This window comes from Bradyrhizobium diazoefficiens, from assembly GCF_016616885.1.
Taxonomy (GTDB): Bacteria; Pseudomonadota; Alphaproteobacteria; order Rhizobiales; family Xanthobacteraceae; genus Bradyrhizobium; species Bradyrhizobium diazoefficiens_F.
Window position 1 is genome coordinate 2,881,891 of record NZ_CP067102.1, and the last position, 23,006, is coordinate 2,904,896.

18 protein-coding genes are annotated in these 23,006 nt (G+C 64.2%); 8 read left to right on the top strand and 10 right to left on the bottom strand.

Annotation, left to right across the window (positions count from 1 at the left end; all coding sequences use genetic code 11):
* Window positions 1-62: 62 nt before the first annotated feature.
* From JJC00_RS13110 to JJC00_RS13120, 3 genes are read right to left on the bottom strand one after another with little or no spacing between them, the layout of a single operon-like run.
* Window positions 63-980 (bottom strand): ABC transporter permease, encoded by a 918-nt coding sequence (locus JJC00_RS13110; protein WP_200472949.1) that lies wholly within the window; start codon window positions 978-980, stop codon window positions 63-65.
* Window positions 967-2,058, bottom strand: coding sequence for an ABC transporter permease (locus tag JJC00_RS13115; RefSeq protein ID WP_200472950.1), 1,092 nt, complete (start codon window positions 2,056-2,058; stop codon window positions 967-969). The genes JJC00_RS13110 and JJC00_RS13115 overlap by 14 nt, the downstream gene beginning before the upstream one ends.
* On the bottom strand, window positions 2,042-3,613 hold the full coding sequence (locus JJC00_RS13120) for an ABC transporter ATP-binding protein (protein WP_200472951.1): 1,572 nt from the start codon (window positions 3,611-3,613) through the stop codon (window positions 2,042-2,044). The genes JJC00_RS13115 and JJC00_RS13120 overlap by 17 nt, the downstream gene beginning before the upstream one ends.
* 581 nt (window positions 3,614-4,194) lie before the next feature.
* On the opposite strand from JJC00_RS13120, the gene JJC00_RS13125 reads away from it, so the two are divergent.
* Window positions 4,195-5,301: a hypothetical protein gene (locus tag JJC00_RS13125; protein ID WP_200472952.1), complete on the top strand. Its 1,107-nt coding sequence runs from the start codon at window positions 4,195-4,197 to the stop codon at window positions 5,299-5,301.
* A 185-nt stretch (window positions 5,302-5,486) separates the two neighbouring features.
* Here JJC00_RS13125 and JJC00_RS13130 read toward each other — a convergent pair whose 3' ends face one another.
* From JJC00_RS13130 to JJC00_RS13155, 6 genes are read right to left on the bottom strand one after another with little or no spacing between them, the layout of a single operon-like run.
* Entirely contained in the window at window positions 5,487-5,972 is a 486-nt protein-coding gene (locus tag JJC00_RS13130; protein WP_200472953.1) for a nucleoside deaminase, read from the bottom strand.
* Window positions 5,973-5,985: 13 nt separating this feature from the next.
* Complete coding sequence (locus JJC00_RS13135) at window positions 5,986-7,518, bottom strand: ABC transporter ATP-binding protein (protein WP_200472954.1); 1,533 nt, start codon at window positions 7,516-7,518, stop codon at window positions 5,986-5,988.
* Window positions 7,515-8,198 (bottom strand): biuret amidohydrolase, encoded by a 684-nt coding sequence (gene biuH / locus JJC00_RS13140; RefSeq protein WP_200472955.1) that lies wholly within the window; start codon window positions 8,196-8,198, stop codon window positions 7,515-7,517. Before biuH ends, JJC00_RS13135 begins: the two co-directional genes overlap by 4 nt.
* Window positions 8,199-8,209: 11 nt before the next feature.
* On the bottom strand, window positions 8,210-9,136 hold the full coding sequence (locus JJC00_RS13145; RefSeq protein ID WP_200472956.1) for an ABC transporter permease: 927 nt from the start codon (window positions 9,134-9,136) through the stop codon (window positions 8,210-8,212).
* A 1-nt stretch (window position 9,137) separates the two neighbouring features.
* Window positions 9,138-10,253, bottom strand: a complete 1,116-nt coding sequence (locus tag JJC00_RS13150) for an ABC transporter permease (RefSeq protein WP_200472957.1) — start codon at window positions 10,251-10,253, stop codon at window positions 9,138-9,140.
* Window positions 10,250-11,362 carry a BMP family ABC transporter substrate-binding protein gene (locus tag JJC00_RS13155; RefSeq protein WP_200472958.1) on the bottom strand — a complete coding sequence of 371 codons (1,113 nt, stop codon included), beginning with the start codon at window positions 11,360-11,362 and terminating at the stop codon, window positions 10,250-10,252. Before JJC00_RS13155 ends, JJC00_RS13150 begins: the two co-directional genes overlap by 4 nt.
* Window positions 11,363-11,764: 402 nt before the next feature.
* On the opposite strand from JJC00_RS13155, the gene JJC00_RS13160 reads away from it, so the two are divergent.
* The 5 genes from JJC00_RS13160 to JJC00_RS13180 all read left to right on the top strand — a co-directional run bounded on the left by JJC00_RS13160 (window position 11,765) and on the right by JJC00_RS13180 (window position 18,880).
* Window positions 11,765-13,024: an allantoate amidohydrolase gene (locus JJC00_RS13160; protein ID WP_200474105.1), complete on the top strand. Its 1,260-nt coding sequence runs from the start codon at window positions 11,765-11,767 to the stop codon at window positions 13,022-13,024.
* Between the two features lie 98 nt (window positions 13,025-13,122).
* On the top strand, window positions 13,123-14,496 hold the full coding sequence (locus JJC00_RS13165; protein ID WP_200472959.1) for a hypothetical protein: 1,374 nt from the start codon (window positions 13,123-13,125) through the stop codon (window positions 14,494-14,496).
* A gap of 240 nt (window positions 14,497-14,736) precedes the next feature.
* Entirely contained in the window at window positions 14,737-16,806 is a 2,070-nt protein-coding gene (locus JJC00_RS13170; protein WP_200472960.1) for an alkaline phosphatase family protein, read from the top strand.
* Between the two features lie 86 nt (window positions 16,807-16,892).
* A complete protein-coding gene (locus tag JJC00_RS13175; RefSeq protein ID WP_200472961.1) occupies window positions 16,893-18,452 on the top strand; it encodes a tetratricopeptide repeat-containing sulfotransferase family protein in 1,560 nt (519 codons plus the stop codon).
* A 26-nt stretch (window positions 18,453-18,478) separates the two neighbouring features.
* A complete protein-coding gene (locus JJC00_RS13180) occupies window positions 18,479-18,880 on the top strand; it encodes a hypothetical protein (protein WP_200472962.1) in 402 nt (133 codons plus the stop codon).
* Window positions 18,881-18,896: 16 nt separating this feature from the next.
* Here JJC00_RS13180 and JJC00_RS13185 read toward each other — a convergent pair whose 3' ends face one another.
* Window positions 18,897-20,216: a dicarboxylate/amino acid:cation symporter gene (locus JJC00_RS13185; RefSeq protein ID WP_200472963.1), complete on the bottom strand. Its 1,320-nt coding sequence runs from the start codon at window positions 20,214-20,216 to the stop codon at window positions 18,897-18,899.
* Between the two features lie 242 nt (window positions 20,217-20,458).
* On the opposite strand from JJC00_RS13185, the gene JJC00_RS13190 reads away from it, so the two are divergent.
* Window positions 20,459-21,127 carry a TetR/AcrR family transcriptional regulator gene (locus JJC00_RS13190; RefSeq protein ID WP_200472964.1) on the top strand — a complete coding sequence of 223 codons (669 nt, stop codon included), beginning with the start codon at window positions 20,459-20,461 and terminating at the stop codon, window positions 21,125-21,127.
* Window positions 21,128-21,135: 8 nt separating this feature from the next.
* Window positions 21,136-23,001, top strand: coding sequence for an adenine deaminase (locus tag JJC00_RS13195; RefSeq protein WP_200472965.1), 1,866 nt, complete (start codon window positions 21,136-21,138; stop codon window positions 22,999-23,001).
* The last annotated feature ends 5 nt before the right edge of the window (window positions 23,002-23,006 follow it).

Below are 23,006 nucleotides of genomic sequence, written 5' to 3' on the forward strand. Positions count from 1 at the left end.
CAGGGGAAAGCCACGATCCGCGACGTGCGCGCCCCATCGCGCACGCCGCGAAAATCAAAACTCTAGCGGTCAGGCACGAACACGGTGCCGAGCGCGGCCGGTGCGGTCGAGCCGCCGGTGCGCGCGCGAGACAACAGCACCAGCACGATGACGGTCGCGAGATACGGCAGCGCCGACATGAATTGCGAGGGGATGCCGACGCCCCAGCCTTGCGCGTGCAGCTGCAGGATCGTCACCGCGCCGAACAGATAGGCGCCGACCACGAGACGGCCCGGCCGCCAGGACGCGAACACGACCAGCGCCAGCGCGATCCAGCCGCGGCCCGCGGTCATGCCCGGAATGAAGAACGGCGTGTAGGCAAGCGGAAGATAGGCTCCCGCAAGTCCGGCGCAGGCGCCGCCGAACATCACGGCGAGGGTGCGAATACGCAGCACGGGATAGCCGAGCGCATGCGTGGAGATGTGGTTGTCGCCACAGGCACGGAGGATCAATCCCGCGCGTGTGCGGTACAGGAACCACCAGACGCCGATGATGAGTGCGATGGAGAAATAGACGAAGGCGTCTTCGCCGAACAGCACGCGGCCGAGCAGCGGAATGTCGGTGAGGCCTGGAATGTGGAGATGGATCGCCGGCGTGATGCGCTCGCCGACGAAGCCGGCACCGATCAGGCCCGAGAGACCGACGCCAAGAATGGTCAGCGCGAGCCCTGTCGCGACCTGGTTGACGGCGAGGCCGAGCGCCATCAGCGCGAAGATCAGCGACATCAGCGTTCCCGCGACGATGCCGAACAGCGCGCCGATCAGAATCGATCCCGTCAGCCAGGCGCCGCCAAAACCGCAGGCCGCGCCGACGATCATCATGCCCTCGACGCCGAGGTTGAGCACGCCGGAGCGCTCGGTCACGAGCTCGCCCGTTGCCGCGATCAGCAGCGGCGTCGAGGCGGCGAGCACCGACAGGATGATGGCTTCAACCAGCTCCACGGGCCACCTGACGGTTCGGGAAGACCAGCTTGAAGCGGTAGAGAATGAGCGAGTCGCAGGCGAGCACGTAGAACAGCAGGATGCCCTGGAAGACCTTGGTGACGTCCAACGGGATCTTCATTGCAATCTGCGCCTGCTCGCCGCCGATAAAAGTCAGTGCGAGAAAAAGGCCTGCAATTAATATTCCAATCGGGTTCAACCGGCCGAGGAAGGCCACGATGATCGCGGTGAAGCCGTAGCCGGGCGAGATACCCGGCTGGAGGTGTCCGACAGGGCCCGCGACCTCGATGATGCCGGCAAGGCCAGCCAACGCGCCCGACACCGCGAAGGTCAGGATGATCAGTTGATGGGCGTTGAAGCCGCCGAACCGTGCCGCGCGCGGCGCGGCACCGACGACGCGGATCTCGAACCCCTTGATGGTGCGCCCGAGCAGGATTGCTGCCGCCGCAACGACCAGCAGCGCGATGATTGAGCCGAGATGCAGCCGGCCGCCTTCGATCAGCAGCGGCACCGTCGCAACGGAATCGAACTCGGCCGTGGTCGGGAAGTTGAAGCCGTTCGGATCGCGCCAGGGGCCGCGGACGAGATAGTCCAGCAGCAGGTCGGCGACATAGACCAGCATCAGGCTGGTGAGGATTTCGCTGGCGCCGAACTTCACCTTGCAGATCGCCGGGATCAGCGCATAGAGCGCGCCCGCGGCGGCTGCGAGCACGAGCATCGCCGGCAGCACCCAGGCGCCGGCGTCGGTGCCTTGCGTCTTCACCGCGATCCAGCTTCCGGCGACGGCCCCGATCAGGAATTGCCCTTCGGCACCAATGTTCCAGGCGTTGGCGAGATAGCAGATCGACAGCCCGATCGCGATCATCACCAGTGGTGTCGCCTTCACCGCGATCTCCTGGAGCGAATAGCCGTCCGTCAAGGGCGCGATGAAATAGGCTTGCAGGGCGAGCAGCGGATTCTTGCCGAGGATCGCGAACAGGATGGTCATGGTCACGATCGTCAAGCCGATCGCGATCAGCGGCGAGACCAGCGCGATCGTGTTGGAGCGCTCAGCGCGCTTCTCAAGCACCAACTGCATGCGCGGCCTCCTTCGGCTCCAGGCTGCTGCCGCCCATCAACAGGCCGAGCTTTTCGCGTGTCGCATCGGGCGTGGCGAGCGGCTCCGACAAGCGGCCGTGGAACATCACGGCGATACGGTCGGCGATTTCGGCGAGCTCGTCGAGATCCTGGCTGGTCACCAGCACCGCGGCACCTGCGGTGGCGAGATCAAGCAGCGCCTGCCGGATGACGGCGGCGGCACCGGCATCGACGCCCCAGGTCGGCTGGCTCACCACCAGCACAGCTGGATTGCGCAGGATCTCGCGACCCACGATGAATTTTTGCAAGTTTCCGCCGGAGAGGGAGGCTGCTTCCGGATCGCGCTTGGCCTTGCGCACGTCGAAGGTTTCGGTCGCCTGGTCCACGGTCTTCAGCGTGGCGGCGGTATCGATGAATCCGTGACTGACCATGCCGCTGGCCGCGTGTCCGGTGAGCAGCGCGTTCTCCGACAGCCTCATGCGCGGTGCGGTGCCGTGCCCGAGCCGCTCTTCGGGCACGAAGGCGGCGCCGAGCTTCCGCCGCTTGGTGATCGAGAGGTGGCCGGCGGCGATGCCCTCGATCACCACCGTGCTGGGATCCTTCGACAGCCGCTCGCCGGACAGTGCGGCGAAGAGCTCGTCCTGGCCGTTGCCGGCGACGCCTGCGATGCCGAGGATCTCGCCGCCCTTCAGCTCGAAGGAGATGTGCTCGAGCCGCACACCATGCGCCTCGTCAGGCGGGAGCGAGAGATCGTTAACGACCAGCCGCGGTATCGTTGTCCGACGTCCGGCGGCCGCCTTCACCTCCCTAATCTCGCCGCCAACCATCATGCGTGCGAGCGAGGCCGCAGTCTCGAGCCGGGGATTGCAGGTCTGGATCTTCCTGCCGCCGCGCAGGATCGTGGCGGTATCGCAGAGCCGCTTCACTTCCTCGAGCTTATGGCTGATGTAGAGGATGGCGCGGCCTTCGGCCGTGAGCCGCTCAAGCACGATGAAGAGCTGGTCGGCCTCCTGCGGTGTCAGCACCGCGGTCGGCTCGTCCAGGATCAGGAATTTCGGGTCCTGCATCAGCGCGCGGACGATCTCGATGCGCTGGCGTTCACCGACGGAGAGCTGCCAGACCTCGCGCCTGGGATCAAGCGGCAGGCCATAGGTCTTCGACACCTGCTCCAGCCGTGCCGACATGTCCTTGAAGGATTCCTTGCCGTCGAGCCCAAGCGCAACGTTCTCGGCGACGGTGAGATTGTCGAACAGCGAAAAGTGCTGGAACACCATGCCGATGCCGCGGCTGCGCGCTTCCGACGGGCCGGACAGGACGATTCGATCGCCCTGCCAACGGATCTCGCCGGCAGAGGGCTGGATCAGCCCATAGATCGCCTTCACCAGTGTCGACTTGCCGGCGCCGTTCTCACCGAGCAAGGCGTGGATTTCCTTCGGCCAGATGTCGACGTCGATGGAATCGTTGGCGAGGAAATCCCCATAGCGTTTGGTGAGCCCCACCGTCCTGAGTAACGGGGACTCGCCGGAATGCGGGCCGTTAGGCGTCGGATCTAACATTCGCTGGTACGCTTGCATGGGATGAAGTGCCTCAATACTGGGCTAGTTTGAACCGCCGCGTAAGGTGTGAAAATGCGTCATCCCTTGCTCAACGCTTCGGCAGGAGGCCGGTCGCGCGAGTCGCGGCTGTTTCCAGACGCCAGGCGTCCCCAACTGTCCCCACACGGCTCTTGCGGTCGCGCGCTGCACGTGGCGGCTGTTGCAAATTTGTGACGGTTCAAGCCAAATCGGAACCCGCTATGCAGGCTTGACGTGAAGTTGAGCAACGTCGCGCCATCGCTCGTATGCATTTCGTCGTGACGGCGGCGACTGTCTTCGACAGTCGCGGTTGGGTCGTCGCGTTGACGCAAAAGACAAACAGAATCAAACGGGAATGTTCGGCAATGGCGTCTCCGGCGTTGTCGACGGCCGCTGATGGTGCGGCACCAAACCCCTCAAGATTCCGCAGTGAAACGCGGCGCGCTGCCGAAACAAGCGGCATGCCTTGAAAAAAGTTGAGGCTTCTCACTCCGGAACTTCAGCGCAAGTGTCGCACCCAAGGGGACGTTGATTTTACGTGTCCAAACTTGGGGGTATTCAGGATGTCGTTTCGTTTCAAGGCAATTGCAGCAATGGCGCTGTCACTTGCTACGCTGGCCATCGGTGGCTGGACTCATGCGGCGGATCTGCCGGTCAAGGCCGTGAAGAAGGCGTCTGACCTCCCGTTTTTCCTCGTGATCGATAACCGCGTGTCGTTCTCCTGGATGCCCAAGGGCACCGATCCCGGCATGTGGAGCGTCCGTCCGGATGGCAGCATCAACGGCACCACCGCCAAGCAGGTCTACTCCTTCACTCACTTCGACCTCTGGGCCTATGGCACCAATTTCTTCACCATCTCGATGTTCAAGTCGGGCCATAACGACCCCGCTTCGCCCTGTACTGCTCCAGGCGTGAACATCAACGGCACCGCCAGCGACTGCGCGGGCGCGACCGAGATCTACGGCCTGTTCCGCTCGACCTTCGGCTGGAACGAGATCTTCAACACCAAGGCCTTCACCATGGGGCCGCTCCACAACATCTCGTTCGAAGTCGGTATGGATGCCAACACCGAGAACACCTTCCTGGCGCCGGCCAAGCGCGACGTCGTCGCCGGTCTGCAGTTCGCCTTCGACCTTCCCTACAAGGGCTACATCAACGTCGCTCCGTTGATGTACTGGGAGTTCTCGAACCATAACGCCTTCACGCAGTGCGGCCTGTTCGGCGCGGGCGTTGCCGGCGTGACCTGTAACTCCGACGGTAATGTCAGCTACAACCCGACCTGGGCCGTCGAAATCAACTACTACATGGACCTCGGCTTCCTGCCGCCGAACATGCAGTTCTGGTCGATCAGCGGCCGCGCCGGCTGGTACGGCCCGAAGGGCGACTCCAACGGCCTCGCTGCCCTCTCGGGTATTGGCAGGTTCTCCACGGCGTCCAAGACCGAGCTGAACAGCGAGCCGATCCGTCTGACCTTCGACGCGTCGAAAGCGGCCTGGGGTGACAAGTACTCGCACTTCGTCGACCTCTGGGTTGCCTATCGCTATTGGCAGAACAAGTTCGGCCTCGACCACAACGCCATGCCCGGCGTCTGCACGGTCGCCGCGACGGGCCAGAGCACCAAGAGCTGCACCGAGTCGACGGTTTATGGCGGCATTACTGTGAAGTTCTGATGGGTACGCATGGCGCCGCGCGGGAATGCGCGGCGTCATTTGCGTCGTAGGGTGGATTAGCCGAAGGCGTAATCCACCATCTTTTGTTCCCCAGTCGAGAGAGAAGCGGTGGGTTACGCCCTGCAACCGCGCTTCGCGCAGCCGCAGGGCTCACCCACCCTACGCTTCCGAGTTCGTGGCGCGGTCTACTTCGTCCACACGCCGTCGTGCAGCGCTTCGGCCTCGTCTTCGAGTAGCGGGCCGACCACCGTCGTCGGCCGCTGACCGCTGGCAAAGACCTCACGGCAGGGCAGGTCGAGCGTCGGATTCTCCGGGTGATTGCCGGTGACGGCGCGCAGGCGGTGCTCGCTGAGGCCGTAGACCACGCGGCCGATGCCGGCCCAGTAGATCGCGCCAGCGCACATCGCGCAGGGTTCGGCGGAGGAATAGAGCGTTGCGGTCGCCAGCGTCTCGCGGTTGAGCGTGCGACACGCTTCCGTGGCGGCCAGACGCTCGGCATGCGCGGTGCCGTCGTGGTCCGGCATGTAGCCGTTCTCGGTCTCGATCAGCACCTTGCCGTCAGCATCGACGACGATGCAGCCGAAGGGATGGTTGCCGTGCGTGAGGGAGCGGCGGGCGACCGCGAAGGACAGACGCAAGAAGTGCTCGTCGCGTTCGGATAGGCCGTCCATCGCGCCTCCGTAGTCAATGTCCCGCCATGCGCCGGCCGATCTCGGTCAGATCGGCGTCGCTGGTCCGTGCTTCATACACGAATTCGCCGTGGAACATCACCACCAGCCGGTCGGACAGTTCGAGCAATTCGTCGAGATCCTCGCTGACGAGCAGCACCGCGGCGCCGCGGTTGCGCGCAGCCATGATCTCGGCGTGAATCTGCGCCACGGCCGCAAAGTCGAGGCCAAAGCAGGGATTGGCCGCGATCAGCACCTCGACATCGCCCGCAAGCTCGCGGGCGAGCACGGCGCGCTGCACGTTGCCCCCTGATAGCGCCGAGATCGGCGTATCCGGCGTGCGGGTCTTGATCTTGTACTGGCCAATCTTCTTCGTTGCGTCGTCGCGGAAGGCGCCGCGGTTGAGCCACCAGCCGCCACTGGCGAAGGGTGCGCGGTCGAATTCGCGGAAGGCGATGTTGTCGGCGACGCTCATGCCGCCGACGCAGGCGTTCTTCAACGGCTCCTCGGGCAGGAGCGACATCTTGTGGCGCCGCATCTCTTCGCGGCTGGCGCGATAGGGATCGCCTGCGACTCGGATCTCACCGCCCTCCGCGTCGCGCTGACCGGCCAGGACTTCGACCAGCTGGCGCTGGCCGTTGCCGGAGACGCCGGCGATGCCGACGATCTCGCCGGCACGCACGGTGAGGGAGACGTCATGCACGGCGATGGCGCCGGCATCGTCGAGCGCACGGACCTTTGCCAGCTCCAACCGCGCCTGTCCGGCCTCGCCGGTCCGCGGCGGCTGCACGGTCAACTCCTCGGCGCCGATCATGGTGCGCGCCATTGCGTCCGGCGTCAGCTCGGCAACCCTGCCGGCACCGGCGAGCTTGCCGCGCCGCAGGATCGTGACTTCGTCGGCGAAGGCCATGACCTCGCGGAACTTGTGCGTGATCATCAGGATGGTCAGCTCGCCCTCGACGACCATGTCGCGGAGCATGCCGAGCACCTCGTCGGCTTCTGCCGGCGTCAGCACCGAGGTCGGCTCATCCAGGATCAGGAAGCGGCGCTCCAGATAGAGCTGCTTCAGGATCTCGCATTTCTGCCGCTCGCCGGCCGAGATGTCGGAGACTTTTGCTGAGAGCGGGACCTTGAAGGGCATGCGGGCGAGGAACGTTTCGAGCTCCTTCATCTCCCTCGGCCAGCTCACCACGGCCGGCACGTCATCGCGCGCCAGCACGAGGTTTTCGGCGACCGTCATGGCCGGCACCAGCGTAAAATGTTGGTAGACCATGCCGAGGCCGAGCGCATGCGCGTCCTTCGGATTGGCGATCGCCTGCTCGCGGCCGCCGACGAGGATGTCGCCTTCGGTCGCGTGGTAATAGCCCATGATGCATTTGACGAGGGTCGACTTGCCGGCGCCGTTCTCGCCGAGCAACGCATGGAACGAGCCGGGCCGCACCTTCAGCTCGACATTGTCCAGCGCCAGGAAATCGCCGAAGCGCATGGTCATGGCGATGGCATCGACGCCGAAGGCACCGGAGGGCGGAGGCGGTTCGCCGATGATCACGAAATCGCTCCGATGAAGGCATCCGACGTCGAGACAGCGCCGAACACGCCGCCCTGCATCTTGATCATCTTCAGCGCATGGTCGTGGTTGCTCTTGTCGGTCGCGCCGCAGCAATCGTGCAGCAGCACGCATTCGAAGCCACGGTCGTTGGCCTCGCGCATGGTGGTGTGGACGCAGACATCGGTGGTGATGCCTGTGAGAACGATGTTCTCGATGCCGCGCACGTGCAGGATCAGCTCCAGATCGGTGGCGCAGAACGAGCCCTTGCCGGGCTTGTCGATAACAGGCTCGCCCGGCAAGGGGCTAAGCTCCTCGATGATGTCCCAGCCGGGCTCGCCGCGCACCAGGATGCGGCCGCACGGGCCGGGATCGCCGATGCCGGCGCCGATCTGGCGCGAGCGCCAGCGCTTGTTGGCGGGAAGATCGGAAAGATCGTGGCGGTGGCCTTCGCGGGTATGGATGATGTGAAAGTCTTGCTTGCGCATCGCCGCGAGCAGCTTCTTGATCGGCTCGATCGGCGCTCGCGTCAGCGACAGATCGTAGCCCATCTTGTCGACGTAGCCGCCGATGCCACAGAAATCGGTCTGCATGTCGATGATGATGAGCGCGGTGTTTTGCGGACGGAGATCGCCATTGTAGGGCCAGGCGTAAGGCTCGGACTTGATATAGCGCTCGGGCATGATTTTGCTCTCTAGCGGGTGATCGACAATTCGGCCGGGGCTCCGGTCAGCGTGCGTTTCGGCGAGCAGGTGATGATCATGATCGCCAGCGTCAGGATGTAGGGCGCGGCGTTGAAGAGGTGATAGCCGGAGGTGACGCCGACCGATTGCAGCGCCGGTCCGAGCGCCGCGGCGCCGCCAAAGGCGAGCGAGGCCCACAGGCAGAGCAGGGGATCCCAGCGCGCGAAGATCACGAGGGCCACCGCCGTGATGCCCTGGCCTGAGGAGAGGCCCTCGTTCCAGCTTCCGGGATAAAATAGCGACAGGAATGAGCCGCCGATGCCGGCGAGGAAGCCGCCGACCATGGTGGCGCGCAGGCGGATCAGGAGCACGGAGTGGCCCATTGCACGCGCGGCGTCTGAGCTCTCGCCGGCGGTGCGGATGAGCAAGCCCCAGCGCGTGGTGCGGAAGGCCCAATAGAGGATCGGTGCAAGTGCGACGCCGATCAGGAACAACACGTTGACGCGCAGCGCGGCCCGAACCTGCGGGATGTCGCTCCACCAGCCGAAATCGATCGCGGGCAGGCGCGGCGCGGTCGGCTCGATCAGCGGCTTGCCGAGATAGAAGGCGAGGCCGGTGCCGAACAGCATCAGGGCGATGCCGACCGCGACGTCGTTGACGCGTGGCAGCGAGCAGATGCCGGCGTGCAGCGCGCCCAGAAGGGCGCCGGTGACGCCGGCGGCGAGCACGCCCAGCCACGGCGATCCCGTGAGATAGGAAATGCCGTAGGCGCTCATCGCGCCCATCACCAGCGTGCCTTCAAGGCCGAGATTGATGCGCCCCGAGCGCTCGGTGATGCATTCGCCCAGGCTCACGAACAGGAAGGGCGTGGAGACGCGGATGGCGCCGCCGAGCACGGCGAGCGGGACGGTCCAGAGGCCGATCGATCCGTCTGCCATCTCAGGATTTTCCCTTCAGGAAACCGATGCGGCCGTAGAGTGCATCGCTGGCGAGCACGAAGACGAAGATGATGCCCTGGAGCACCAGCACGGAAGCATCTGGCAGTCCCAGCCGGCGCTGCAGCAGGCCACCGCTGGCGCTGATGCCGCCGAGCAGGATCGCGACAGGAATGATCGCAAGCGGATTTTGCCGCGCCAGGAAGGCAACCAGAATTCCGGTGAAGCCGTAGCCGGCCGCGAGATTGGCATTGGTACGGCCCTGTACGGCGGCGACCTCGACCATGCCGGCAAGACCCGCGGCGCCGCCGGCGAGGAAGCAGATGGTCAGGATCAGCTTGCTGACACCGAGGCCGACGATCTTCGCGGCGCGGATGTTGCCGCCGGCGACGCGCGCGGCGAAGCCGAACACCGTGTGATAGATCAGGATGTAGGCGGCGATCGCGGCGATCAGGCCGAAGACGAGGCCCCAATGCACGTCGGTGCCGGGGATGGAGCCGATCATGTTGGCGACGCCGATCTCGCGGGTCGATGGCTTGTTGAGGCTCGCGGGATCCCGCATCATGCCTTCGACGAGGTGATTGAGAATTGCGAGCGCGATGTAGACGAGCAATAGGCTCGAGATCGTCTCGTTGACGCCGCGATACTGCCGAAGCGCGCCTGCCAGCATGATCCACAACCCACCGCCGATGACGCCGGCGACGACCATCGCGATCTGTACGACGAGCGGCGGCATGCCTGGAAGCAACAGTGCGGCGCTCGTCGCCGACAACGCGCCGATCAGCAAGGCGCCTTCGCCGCCGATGATGACCATGCCGAGTTGCGCCGGCAGCGCCGTACAGAGCGCGGTGAGGATGAGGGGCGCAGCACGCGTCAGCGTATTCTGCCAGGAGAACCAGGTGCCGAAGGCGCCGTAGTACATGTAGAAATAGAGGTCGAGCGGGTTCTTGCCGAACAGCATGACGAAGATGCCGAAGACCACAAGCGCGCCCGCGAGCGCCGCGCCCGGGATCAGGACATATTCGATCGTGCCGCCGTGGCGTTGGAGAAACCCCGGGTCGGCGGCCGGGGCAACTGTCCCGACCGCCTCGGCAGAATCCGCCGCCGCTTCCGCTGTCACGAAGTCGCTCCGATCACGCCCTCGACGAGATAGTCCATCTTCTCGAGTTCGGGATCCTTCTGGCCGCGATCGGTGCCGGCCGCGATGACCGTCTTGCCCTTGTTGTCGACCAGCCCACTCTTGAAGATGGCAAACCCTTCCGCGGACAGGAATTTTGCCTTGGCCTCGTCGGCCGCCTTGCGCGCTTCGGCCGAGACGGCTTCGCCATAGGGCGAGACCTTGACGATCTCTTCCTTCAGGCCGCCGCGGTAGAAATTCGGGATGCCTTCGCCAGCGGCGATCATCTTGACGAACTTCGGATAGAGCGCTTCCCAGTTCCACTCGGCGCCGGTGAGATACGCCTTGGGCGCAAGCGCCGACTGGTTGGTGTGATAGCCGCAGACGAAGGCGCCGCGCCGCGTGGCGTTCTCGACCATGGTCTTGGGGCCGTCGACGTGACAGGTCAGTACATCCACGCCCTGGTCGATCAGGCTATTGGTCGCTTCGGCCTCCTTGACCGGCATCGACCAGTCCCCGGTGAAGATCACCTGCGTCGTCGCCTTCGGATTGACGGACTTCGCGCCGAGCGCGAAGGCGTTGATATTCCGCAGCACTTGCGGGATCGGCTTGGCTGCGACGAAGCCGAGCTTGCTGCTCTTCGACGTCAGGCCGGCGACGATGCCTGAGATATACTGCGCTTCGTCGATGTAGCCGAAATAGCTGCCGGCGTTCTTCGGATCCTTGTCGCTCCACAGGCCGCCGCAATGCTCGAAGCGCAGCTTCGGGTACTTGGTGGCCATTTTGATCATGTGCGGATTGTAGTATCCGAACGAGGTCGGGAAGAGCAGGGTGGCGCCGTCGAGGTTGATCATGGACTCGATCGTCTTCTCGACCGCGTCAGTCTCCGCCACCTTCTCTTCCTCGACGACCTTCAGTCCGGGAATCTTCTTCAGCGCCGCCGCGCCCTGCGCATGTGCCTGGTTGTAGCCGTAGTCGTCGCGCGAGCCGACATAGATGAAGCCGATGGTCGTGTCGGCCGCGAAGGCCGGGCGGGCGCCGGCCGCCGCGCCGAGGGTGAGGGCGGCTCCGCCCCGCAACAAGTGACGTCGTGAAATCCTGCCAAAATCCATTGCTTGCTCCCCTTGGCGGCTGGACCGCCCCAATCTCGCGGCTGCGCCGGTATGGCGGAGCCCGGATAGGATGTCGCAAGCTTCGTGCCAGAGGCTGTGGAGCGGGCATTTCGACATAAGTAATTGGAAAATATCAAATATTACTGATGCAGAAATCCTGATCAAGAAATCGTCAGATTAAATTATGAGCAGTATTGTCCCATTGTATGCAAAGTGGTTAAGCAATCTTAACCGGCTCTCGCGTGTGCATGATGCGACTGGGGCGGTCGGCCGACCACCCCCATTCATGCTAACCACGCGCTGAGTTGAAGCGGCGCCGGCCGCCTGAATTCGCTGGCACCGAACTTGTATCGATTGGGTGGGACCGCCCGCGCGGTCTCCAGGATGGAAGGCTTGACCGAGATGGCTGCCGTGACCGCCGTTCAACATGCATCGCTCGGCGAGGAGATCGTGCGTCGGATCAACGAGCTCGCGGCGATCTCGGAAGAAGACGGCAAGCTCACCCGTATCTATCTCACGAAGGAGTTGCGCACGGCCTCGGACCTCATCCTTGGCTGGATGCGCGAGGCCGGCATGAGCGCGCATCTCGATGCGATCGGCAATGTCTGCGGCCGCTACGAAGGCGAGCGGCCGGGGGCCCCGTGCCTGATGCTCGGCTCGCATTACGACACGGTGCGTGACGCCGGCAAATGGGACGGACCGCTGGGCGTGATCACGGCGATCGCCTGTGTTGCCGAACTCGATCGCCGCGGCAAGCGTTTGCCGTTTGCGATCGAGGTGGTGGGCTTTGCCGATGAAGAGGGCGTGCGCTTCGCCTCGACCCTGCTCGGCAGCCGCGCCGTGGCGGGCACTTTCGACGAGAGCGTCTTGAACACGCGCGACAGCGACGGCGTGTCGATGCGCGATGCGCTTGTCAAGTTCGGCCTCGACCCTGACCATATCGGCGCGGCGGCGCGCGCGCGGCGCGAGCTGCTGGCCTATCTCGAATTGCACATCGAGCAGGGGCCGGTGCTCGAAGCCCAGAATCTCCCTGTCGGCGTCGTCACCGCGATTGCGGGCGCGACACGGCTGGCGGCGCGGCTCACCGGCATGGCTGGTCACGCCGGCACCGTGCCGATGGCGCTGCGCCGTGACGCGCTCAGTGGCGCTGCCGAATGCATTGGTGCGATCGAGCAGTTTTGCCGGACCGACGAGGGTGGCCTGGTTGGCACCGTCGGCTACATCCAGGCGCGGCCCGGCGCGACCAATGTCATTCCGGGCGAAGTATCCTTCACCATCGACATGCGCGCGCCGACCGATATGCATCGCAAGCGCGCGGTCGCCGACGTCGTCCGCCAGATCGAGGCGATCGCCAAGCGCCGGCAACTGGCGCTTCAGCTCGACGTCACCCATGAGAACCGCACCGCACCTTGCGCGCCCTGGCTGAAGGATCAAATCGCACAAGCGATCGCCGCCGAAGGCTTGTCCGCCTTCGAGCTGCCGAGCGGAGCGGGGCACGACGGCATGGCGATGATCGACATCGCCGATGTCGGCATGATCTTCGTCCGCTGCCGCGGCGGCATCAGCCATCATCCGGACGAGCATGTCGAGCTCGCGGACGCCGATGCCGGCGCGCGGGTGCTGCTACGGGTGATCGAGAATTTCAGGCCACGGGAGGGGTAAGCCCACCCCGCAAGTCACCGGGTAGAGATACGAATCAGGCAGGGCTAGAATGGCGACTGCCAGCCCCGGGATCACCAGATATCAGCCGACCCACACAGATGAACAGCGATATTTCCTTTCCATCCCATCGAGAGAACCGGTTTTACCAGGGCAGGGCTGCGACCTTTGTCGCGAATGCGCTTCAGGCGCTCAATTTTCTCGGTGATCGGTTCCTGAGACAGTCGCATCATTCCTTGTCGGCCATCGAGGACCTTTACCGGCACTCGATGGATAGCGCCTTTTCGGTGACCGAGGCGTTCCTCGTCACGGGCGCACCGCACGCCTCCGCCTATTACCCGCGCGACTTCGCCTGGTTCTATCCCGACGTTCTCGACCCTGAGACCATCATGGATGCACAGGACGCGGTGCGCCGGGCGCGCCTGCTTGAAAAGAGCGTGCGCCTGTTGCTGGAGGCGGTTCGCGCCGACGTCGTCACGACGACCATCGTTCCCGCGGGACGCGGCCGGTATCTCGGCGTGAACTATTTCTCGCGTCCCTCGGATACGCTGCTCGGCATTCTCGCGGGCCTCCGGCAGATGCTCTCCGCCGAGGAGCGGGCGTCGTCCTATCTGGCGATGTCGCAATGCGCGCATGCCGGTCGTTTGCTGCTGGCCGAATACGGCGGCGATCTGAAGCGCGCGATCCTGAAGCTCGCAAGCGAGCTCGAGCCGTTCGAGGCTGACGGCGTCCGATATTTGCTGTGCGATGCCGGCGGGCCACGCTCTGCGGCAACGGACACCCGCGCCGAGCGCCGGCGTTTTGTCACCAATGCCTGCGTCTACACGACCTTCGTGTGGGGCGTGCAGCTCGGCGTGGTCGACGAGAACGAGCTGAAGCGGCTGCTCGGGCGCGACCTCGCAGAGTACAAGAAGGGCCTGCTCCGTCTGTTCGGCAAGGACGGCTATATCAGGCATTCGCTGGATGGACCGGCGGGCACGCCGGTGTCCCTGGTCGCGCTGGATTTCGTCAGCGTGCATCGCGGCTTCTGGGATATGAGCGATGCGAGCGAGCGCGCCTTGTTTGCGGCCACGACGGATCTGATCATTGCCGAGCCGCGTTTCCGCATCCCCAGCACATTCCACTTCCTGGTGTCGGCCGATAATCCGCGGAACAAGATGATCCACAAGATCGCGGCGCCGGCCTATCAAGGGCGCTCGTCCTGGCCGACGTTCAACGTCGAGTTCGCGGACCGCATGCTGGACTTTGACGAGTTCGCGGCGAGCGATACCTACCGCGGCTGCGCGCAAGGGATATTGAAAGACATTCGCACCGCGACCGAAGTCCACGGCGGCTATCAGGAGCTGATCTCCGAGCAGGGCCTGAAATATCGCACCTGGGCCTACAAAGGCGCGGTGGCCCACTCCTGGTTTCCGCGCTTCCTGTCAGTCTGGAGGAGGGCGTTTGGGACGCCGCTCCTCCAGTGGAATGACTGAAGGCACCGCAGCGCGAGCTCGCGGTCTGGCCCTTCTCGCAATGGAACCCTTGGATGGATGGCTAGCAAGCCATTGACAGCAATCCGCAACTGCCGGCCGGTTGCGACAACGTGTCTCTGCACGCCGTCACAATCGCGTAATGCAAGTGACATTCTCGTGCAGCATGTCTGACAAGTGCGACCCCTAGCTTGAAGTGCACTGAATAATTTCAGCCTTCAGAAACGAGCAGAGGGGTGTGCAATGCTTTCGAGAACGACACGACGTCTACGCGATCGCACCGTGATCACCGCCGCGATCCTGTCGCTGATGGGATATGACGTTTATGCCGCCGACACCAATTTGCTCGGCGGGAGCAACAAGAACGGCGATCGGACTGAGTCGCCGATCAAGCATGTGATCGTCATCCTCGGCGAAAACCGTACATTCGACCACGTCTTCGCCACCTATGAGCCGCATCGTCCGGGCGAGCGTGTCGACAATCTGCTCTCCAAGGGCATTATCACCAAGGACGGCTTGCCCGGACCGAACTACGCCAAGTCGGCACAATTCTCCGCCGTGGTCAACAACACCTACTCCATCAACCCCGGTCAGAAGGCTCCGTACAACAGCACGACCAACAAGGTGCAGGCGCCGGGAACCTCCTACGCGCCGCAATCTTGCTACACCTCCGTTGATCAGGCCGCGCTCAACGGGCCCGGGTGCGTCGCAACGCTGCAAGTCGCCCAGCAGGCGGATTACGGCCTCCGCCAGCAGGATCTGCCGCTGCTCACGACGGGCGCCACAGGACTGCCGGGCAATTCGCCGGACTCGCGCATATTGGATTTCGACAATCTGCCGAACGGAGCCTATCCGCTGGTGACGCTGGCGCAGGCCGGCGAGACCCCGACCAGCCTCTACAAGACCTATGGTGGCAGTCCGGTGCACCGGTTCTACCAGATGTGGCAGCAGCTGGACTGCGATGCCGCCAAGGCCACGCATCATAATCCGAGCGGCTGCCAAGCCGATCTCTTCACCTTTGTGGAAGCGAGCGTTTCCTCGGGGAGCAACGGCAATCCAACGCCGCACGCCCTCAAGGAAGGCGCGATCGCGCTCGGCTTCTACAATGTCGCCAAGGGCGACGCGCCATATCTGACCGAGCTTGCGCGCAAGTACACGCTCAACGACAATTTCCACCAGAGCGTGATGGGCGGCACTTTCGCCAATCACATGATGATCGGCTACGCCGACGCGCTCTACTATGCCGACGACAAGGGCGACCCCGCGAAGCCTGACCACGTGCAGGTCCCGGGTTCCAATCCGCCGCAATATGTCAACGAGATCGAGAACCCGAACCCGGCGCCCGGCACCAACAATTGGTATCTCAATGACGGATATGGTGGTGGCAGCTATTCGAACTGCTCCGATCCGGGCCAGCCGGGCGTTGGTCCGGTCGTCACCTACCTCAACGCCATCCATGTGCCGCCGCGCTGTGCGCCGAACGCCTACTATCTCCTGAACAACTACGTGCCGGCCTATATCGGCAGCGGCGCCACCGATCCGAACAACAACGGTCCCTTCACCTTGCCGCCTGTCATCAAGCAGCGGCACATCGGCGACGCGCTGACCCAGGTCGATGTCTCCTGGGCCTATTTCGGCGAGCGTTGGAATGACTTCAAGACCGCGCCTGGTGAAGGCACCAATTTTGGCGCTCTGGACCCGGTCGCCTATCTCTATTGCAACATCTGCAATCCGTTCCTGTTCTCCGCCTCGGTCATGACCAATGCGGCACAACGCAATGCGCACATGAAGGATACGCTCGATCTCTACGACGCCATCGCCGATGGCAATCTTCCGGCAGTGTCTTTCGTCAAGCCGAGCACGTTCAACGACGGACATCCGTCGTCCTCCCGTGTGGATCTCTTCGAGGCCTTCACCAAGAACATCGTTGACAAGGTGAAGTCCAACAAGGAGCTGTGGAAGTCGACCGCGATTGTCATCACAATGGACGAGGGTGGCGGCTACTACGATTCCGGCTATATCCAGCCGGTCGACTTCTTCGGCGATGGCACGCGGATTCCGTTGCTGGTGGTGTCGAAATACTCGCGCGGCGGACACATGTCGCATGAATATGGCGATCACGTCTCGATCACCAAGTTCATCGAGCGCAACTGGCATCTCAAGCCGCTCGGGCCCAAGACGCGCGACACTCTGCCCAACCCGATAGCGTCGGACGACAATCCCTACGTTCCCGTCAACCGGCCGTCGATCGGCGATCTCTTCGGCAATTTCAACTTTGCCGATCGTCGCGACGATGACCGCGACGACGACTGACCACAACTGATGGGTCCACCAATCGACCTGGGGCTGATTGGCCACCGGGTCGATTTCATCACTCGTCGTGTCATGGAGTCATTTGCGTGGATGTTGCGCTCTCGATGAGTGCCGCTTCGATCGACGTCGCGCGTGACGCGTTTGCCGGAGGCGACGTGGGTGCCGCGGAACAGATCTGCGCCAGGATTCTCGGCCAAAATCCCTCCGAGTGGCGTGCCTGGGCGCTGCTGACAGAGACGGCGCTGCTGCGGGGCAGGCAGGATGCAGCGGCCGTCAGCGCCGATCGGGCCGTCGCTCTGGCGCCGACAAACCCGATTGCGCTGGTGTTGCGCGCGAAATGCCTGTTCATGACCGGTGACACGCGCCAGGCCTGTGCGGCGACCGACGTCGCGGCACAGCATCTCGACGATGCGCCGGATGCGCTCGATGCGGTCGGTGCGATGTTCGGTCTGCTCGGGCTACAGCAACGGGCGAGAGAACTCTTTCGTCGCGCCGTCCTCGGCCGGCCGGACGTGCCGCAATATCTTTTCAACCTGGCCGCTACCGAGCGGATGATCGGCGCACTCGGCGATGCCGAAGCGCATTGCGACGCGGCCATTGCCAGCGACCGCCGTTACGGCCTTGCGCATTATTTGCGGTCGGACCTGCGTATCCAGAGCCCGGATCGCAACCATATCGACGAGATGGAAGCGCTGATCGGTGAGGGAGGTTTGTCTGCTCCGAGTGAGATCATGCTGCGCTTTGCGCTCGGCAAGGAGTGCGAGGACATCGAGCTCTGGGAGCGCGCCTTCGATCATGTCGAGGCTGGCTGCAACCTGCAGCGCCGATCGCTTCCTCGCGACCCCGCCGCCGAAATTGGCGAGATCGATGCCATCATCCAGGCGCACACGCGACGCTGGATCGAAGCAGCGCCGCGCGGCTACGTCGACGCTGCGCCTTTCTTCGTCACCGGCCTGCCGCGCACCGGCACGACGCTGGTAGAGCGCATCATCGCGAGCCACTCGGCGATGCATTCGGCAGGCGAGACCGGCGCGTTCGCAGCCGAGATGCGCCGCGCCTTGGCAGGGCGGCCGGGCGGCCGCGACCCCGAAGGCATCGGCAGGCGCTATCTGGACTCGGCCGCGGCGCTTCGCGTGCCAGCCAATGTGCGTTTCATCGACAAGACGCTGGAGAATTACCTCTATTGTGGTCTCATCCACACGGCGCTGCCGTCCGCGAAGATCATCCTCGTGCAGCGGCATCCGATGGACGCGTGCTGGGCGATCTACAAGGCGCACTTCCGCGGCAAGTTCTCATTCTCATATCAGCAGACCGAGCTTGCGGACTATTATCTTGCGTACCGCCGTCTGTCGCGACACTGGCGCACCGTGCTGCCGGCGAATGTGCTCATGGAAATCAACTACGAGGACATTGTGCGGGATCAGGCGGCGGCAAGCCGGGATATCATCGGCTTTCTCGGGCTGCCCTGGGAAGATGGGGTGATGCGCTTTCATGAAAGCCCGGCGCCATCGGCGACTGCCAGCGCCGTTCAGGTGCGCCGGCCGGTCTACGCGTCTTCGGTCGGAAAATGGCGTCACCATGCCGAACGGTTGTGGCCGCTTCGCGAACGCTTGGCACGCGAGATTCCGGAAGCGGAGCTGGCGTGACGATGCTGCGACCATCGAGGCTCCTCGTGATCGCGTCTGCCGTCCTCCTGGCCTTCGGTCGAGCCGCGTCAGCCGAGGTGAAGGTCGGAGGCAGGCCGGAGGCCGTGCATCTCGAAGTCCAGAGCGCTTCGCTCCGCGATGTGCTAACGGCGCTGCAAGAGCGCTTCAATCTGCGTTATCGCACCACCGATGCGCTCGACACGCCGACGACGGGAGTCTTCGATGGACCATTGCGGCGCGTGGTGGCCCGGCTCCTCAGCGGCCATGACTATGCGATGCAGGTCACCGCTGACGGCGTCGACGTACTTGTACTGGCGCCGCAACAACCCGGCGCCGCCCCGGTCGCTGCGGTGACGCCGGCAAATGCGGCCAGGCCTCCGCTGACGCGCGAGGAACGCAGGCATTTCGAGCGCGGGCATCTGCGCTAGGACGAACGACAACGCCTTAGCCTGCCGTCACGTCCACGAGCTCGCCGCCTTCGAGCATCTTGGCCGCCTTGGCGCGGTCGAGGTCGCCTTCCCAGGCGGCCACGACGACTGTCGCCACGCAGTTGCCGATGAGGTTGCCGACTGCGCGAGCCATGCCGATGAACCAGTCGACCGACAACACCAGCACGAGGCCGATCGCCGGAATGCTCGGCACCGCGTTCAGCGTCGCGGCGAGGATCACGATCGCCGAGCCCGGTACGCCGTGCGCGCCCTTTGACGTGATCAGGGAGACCCCCAGCACCAGCAGAAGATCGCCGAACGACAGCGGCGTGTTGGTGGCCTGCGCGATGAAGACGACGGCAAGCGTCAGATAGATCGAGAAGGCGTCGAGATTGAAGGAATAGCCGGTCGGAATCACCAGTCCGACGACGGAATCCTTCACACCCATGCGCTCCAGCTTCTTCATGATCTGGGGAAGCACCGCGTCGGACGAGGCGGTCGCGAGCACGATGGTCAATTCCTCGCGCAGATAGGCGAGGAATTTGAGGATGTTGATTCCGGCAAGCGCCATCACGCCGCCGAGCACGCCCAGCACGAAGATGCCGACCGAGACGTAGAACAGCATGACCAGCGAGACCAGCTGCTTCAGCGAGCCGACGCCGTATTTGCCGACGGTGTAGGCGACCGCGCCGAGCACGCCAAGCGGAGCGACGCGGACGATAAGTCCCATGACGCGGAACAGCACCGTGGAGGCCGCGTCGATGACAGACGTGACCAGCTTGCCCTTCTCGCCGCCAACCAGTGCGAGGCCGATGCCGAACAGCACGGCGAAGAACAGCACCTGGAGCACGTCGTTGCGCGACAGCGCATCAAACGACGTGCTTGGAATGACGTTGAGCAGGAAAGCGCCGACACCTGCGCCCTGAAGCTTGTGGGCATTGTCGGCGTAGGTGTTGAGGGCCTTGGCATCGAGCGTCGAGGGATCGATGTTCATGCCATGGCCGGGGCCAAAGATGTAGGCGAGGATCAGCCCGACCACGAGCGCCACGGTGGTCATCACCTCGAAATAGAGCAGTGCCTTGACGCCGACCCGGCCGACCTTCTTGAGGTCGCCGGCGCCGGCAATGCCGTGGACGACGACGCAGAACACGATCGGTGCCACGATCATCGAGATCAGCTTCAGGAAGGCATCGCTGAGGATCTTGAGGCTGATGGCGAAGTCCGGCGCGACCACGCCGAGGATGATACCGAGGATCAGCGCTGCGAGGACCTGGACGAACAGCGAGCCGTAAAGTGGTTTGCGCTCTGCGGCCGGGGCCGCGGCAATGGTCGACATGACAAATCCCTCGATTCTGACGACGTTTCGTCCCAAGAACGAGCAACTAACGTGCCAGATTGTCGCGGATTATCCAGGAGAACGTCTGGTTTTCCGGCCTGCACATGCAGACGTCTGCGATGGCGATAGCGGTGCTCGCACGGGGCCGCCGGCCCCAGGCCATGCCGACGCCCATTGTTGCGGCGCGGTGTGCCTCAAGTCTCGGCTTGACCCTCCAATCTGACCGATGTCAGACTTATGACATGAGTACAGTAAAGCGACATATCGCCAGCCTTCGCGACGAATATGCCGAGATGACGCGGCAGCGCATCGTCGCGGCTTTTGTCGAGACGCTGGAGGACGAGGCGGCCGACGACATTTCCATGGCCGCGGTAGCCAAGCGCGCAAAGGTGGCCGAGCGAACCATCTACCGGCATTTCAAGACCCGCGCGGAGCTGTTTGCGGCGGCCGGCGAGTGGATCGAGGACAACGTCTTCAGCTATATTCCCTTTACCTCGCCCGACGAACTGCCGGATATTTTCCGCAAGCTGTGCAAACGATTTGACCGTCATCCGCATCTGGCGCGTGCCATTGCGATGACGCGGGCTGGCCGGCGGGTGCGCGCCGGCTTCCGGCGGCACCTGATCGACCAGCATCGCAAGGCGATGGCGCCGCTGGTGCGGCATCTCCCCGCAAAGGAGGTCCGCCAGGCGGAGGCGCTCGCATCCTATCTCAACAACGTGCTGGCCTGGAATGCGATGCGTGAGGACTTTGGCATGTCCAGCGCCGAGGTCGCCGACACGGTCGAGTGGGCGCTCACGACCCTTTTGAAAGATGTCCGTCAGCGCGATGCCGCTGCGGCGTGCAACGGCAAGGATGGCAAATCGCCGCGCAAGCGAAGCACTGCGCGCGAACGCACCGGCGTGGAGTGAGGCAGGCCATGAACGCGATTCCCGACGACCTCCTGATCAACGCGTCCGACGAGGTTCGCATTCGTCAGGTCCTGGTGCTGACGGCGCTCGGTCGTCGCACGGCCGATCGCGCCTTGCGGGTCGGCAGGTTGCTCGATGTGCACAGCCGCAGCTGGAGCGAGGATCAGGAGATCGTCTTCAAGGGACGGCGCATCGCCTGGGTCGGGCCGGCCGGCAGCTATCCCGGCGAGGTCCGCGAGCGCGTGCATCGGCCGGATCTTGCGGCGGTCCCCGGTTTCGGCGAGGTGCACAAGCATATCGAAAGCTCGCATCTGACGCCGGAATGGGAGGCGGCGCTGGTGCTGCCGCATGGCAATACCTGGACCTGCGAGGCGAGCCACGAGTTCTCCAACGTCAACGGCGCCCGCAATCTCGAGTTTTGGTTCGAAGCACGCCGCCGCGGCTCGCCGCTCAAGATATTTCCGCAGCCGGGATCGGCGGTGCCGCCGACAGCCTATGAGTGGGGTGGCGGCTGGTATGGCCACGACGAGCAGGCGGGCTTCATGGCCGAGAGCCTGATGGTCACCGGGCTCGACGAAGTCATGGATTGGCCGGCGGTGTGGAATCCCGACAATCCCTCCTACAAGCGGCTCTGGGGCATGATCGAGGCGACGTTCGCAGCGCGTGGCGTCGTCGAAGGCCACGCCTCGGGCTTGCGGGATCTGCCCTCCATCAACGCCTTTGCCGCGGCCGGGCTCGCCTCCGACCACGAGGTGCAGACGCCGGAGGAGACCTGGGACAAGCTCACCCGCGGCTTGTTCGTCGAGCTGCGAGTCTACGCGATGGATGAGATCGTGAAATGGCTGCTCGCGAAGGGTCTGCAGGACTGGTCGCAGATCGCGTTCACGACGGATGACCGCAGTGCCAGCCACACGCTCGAGCTCGGCGCCAGCGATCACAATGCGCGGGTCGCGATCGAGGCCGGCCTTGCGCCCGAGATCGCAATCCAGTGTCTCACCATCAACCCGGCGCGGCACATGCGCCTCACGCCGTTCGTCGGCAGCCTGGCTCCGGGGCGGTTCGGCGATGTCGTGCTGCTCTCGGACGTGGCCAAGCTCACGATCGCCGAAGTGTGGGCCGATGGCGCGCAGGTCTCCGAGGGCAAACGCTATCTCGGCCAAGTGCCCGAGATCCAGTGGCCGGATTGGGCAACCAAGACGGTCAACATCAAGCGCGCGATCAAGCCTCAGGATTTCGAACTGCCGGCCGAGCCTGGCCGTAGCACGATGAAGGCGGCGGTGATCCGTCCCTTCCATTGGCATCCCGAATTCTACACCCTCGAGCTGCCGGTGCGTAACGGTGCCGTGCAGCGCGACGAGAGCGAGGCCATCACCAAATTCGCCATCGTCGATCGCTTTTCCGGCGACGGGCGCGTCGCCAAGATGTTCTGGCGCGGCTGTGGCCCGCGCACGCCGGAGACGGCTGTTGCCTGCTCGGTGGCGCACGACAAGCACAACATCTGGGTGGTCGGCTCGTCCGACGCGGCGATGGCAAAGGCGGTCAACGCGCTGATCGAGCTTCAGGGCGGCTGGGCGCTGGTGCGCGAGGGCGAGCTCGTTGCCACCGTGCGTTTCGAGGTCGGCGGGCTGATGAGCTGTCGCTCGGCGCAAGCGCTCGATGCCGAGATGCAGGCGCTTTATGCGGAAGGTCGCAAGATCGACTGGATGTACGAGCCGACGTTCCGGCCGCGCTGGTATCCGGGATTCCCGGAGAGGCTCATGTTTGCGACGCTGACCTGTGCGCCCTGGAGCTGGGTGCTGGTGGCGCCGTGCGAGCAGGCGCCGCTCGGGTTCATTGATGTGCAGACCGGCGAAGCGCATCCGGTGGTCTGGTAGGGGGA

What these genes read in the sequence shown, in the direction of transcription:
- JJC00_RS13115 (WP_200472950.1), bottom strand. Translation starts at nt 2,058, where the DNA reads ATGCAGTTGGTGCTTGAGAAGCGCGCTGAGCGCTCCAACACGATCGCG.
- JJC00_RS13120 (WP_200472951.1), bottom strand. Translation starts at nt 3,613, where the DNA reads ATGTTAGATCCGACGCCTAACGGCCCGCATTCCGGCGAGTCCCCGTTA.
- JJC00_RS13125 (WP_200472952.1), top strand. Translation starts at nt 4,195, where the DNA reads ATGTCGTTTCGTTTCAAGGCAATTGCAGCAATGGCGCTGTCACTTGCT.
- JJC00_RS13130 (WP_200472953.1), bottom strand. Translation starts at nt 5,972, where the DNA reads ATGGACGGCCTATCCGAACGCGACGAGCACTTCTTGCGTCTGTCCTTC.
- biuH (WP_200472955.1), bottom strand. Translation starts at nt 8,198, where the DNA reads ATGCCCGAGCGCTATATCAAGTCCGAGCCTTACGCCTGGCCCTACAAT.
- JJC00_RS13145 (WP_200472956.1), bottom strand. Translation starts at nt 9,136, where the DNA reads ATGGCAGACGGATCGATCGGCCTCTGGACCGTCCCGCTCGCCGTGCTC.
- JJC00_RS13155 (WP_200472958.1), bottom strand. Translation starts at nt 11,362, where the DNA reads ATGGATTTTGGCAGGATTTCACGACGTCACTTGTTGCGGGGCGGAGCC.
- JJC00_RS13160 (WP_200474105.1), top strand. Translation starts at nt 11,765, where the DNA reads ATGGCTGCCGTGACCGCCGTTCAACATGCATCGCTCGGCGAGGAGATC.
- JJC00_RS13165 (WP_200472959.1), top strand. Translation starts at nt 13,123, where the DNA reads ATGAACAGCGATATTTCCTTTCCATCCCATCGAGAGAACCGGTTTTAC.
- JJC00_RS13170 (WP_200472960.1), top strand. Translation starts at nt 14,737, where the DNA reads ATGCTTTCGAGAACGACACGACGTCTACGCGATCGCACCGTGATCACC.
- JJC00_RS13185 (WP_200472963.1), bottom strand. Translation starts at nt 20,216, where the DNA reads ATGTCGACCATTGCCGCGGCCCCGGCCGCAGAGCGCAAACCACTTTAC.
- JJC00_RS13190 (WP_200472964.1), top strand. Translation starts at nt 20,459, where the DNA reads ATGAGTACAGTAAAGCGACATATCGCCAGCCTTCGCGACGAATATGCC.
- JJC00_RS13195 (WP_200472965.1), top strand. Translation starts at nt 21,136, where the DNA reads ATGAACGCGATTCCCGACGACCTCCTGATCAACGCGTCCGACGAGGTT.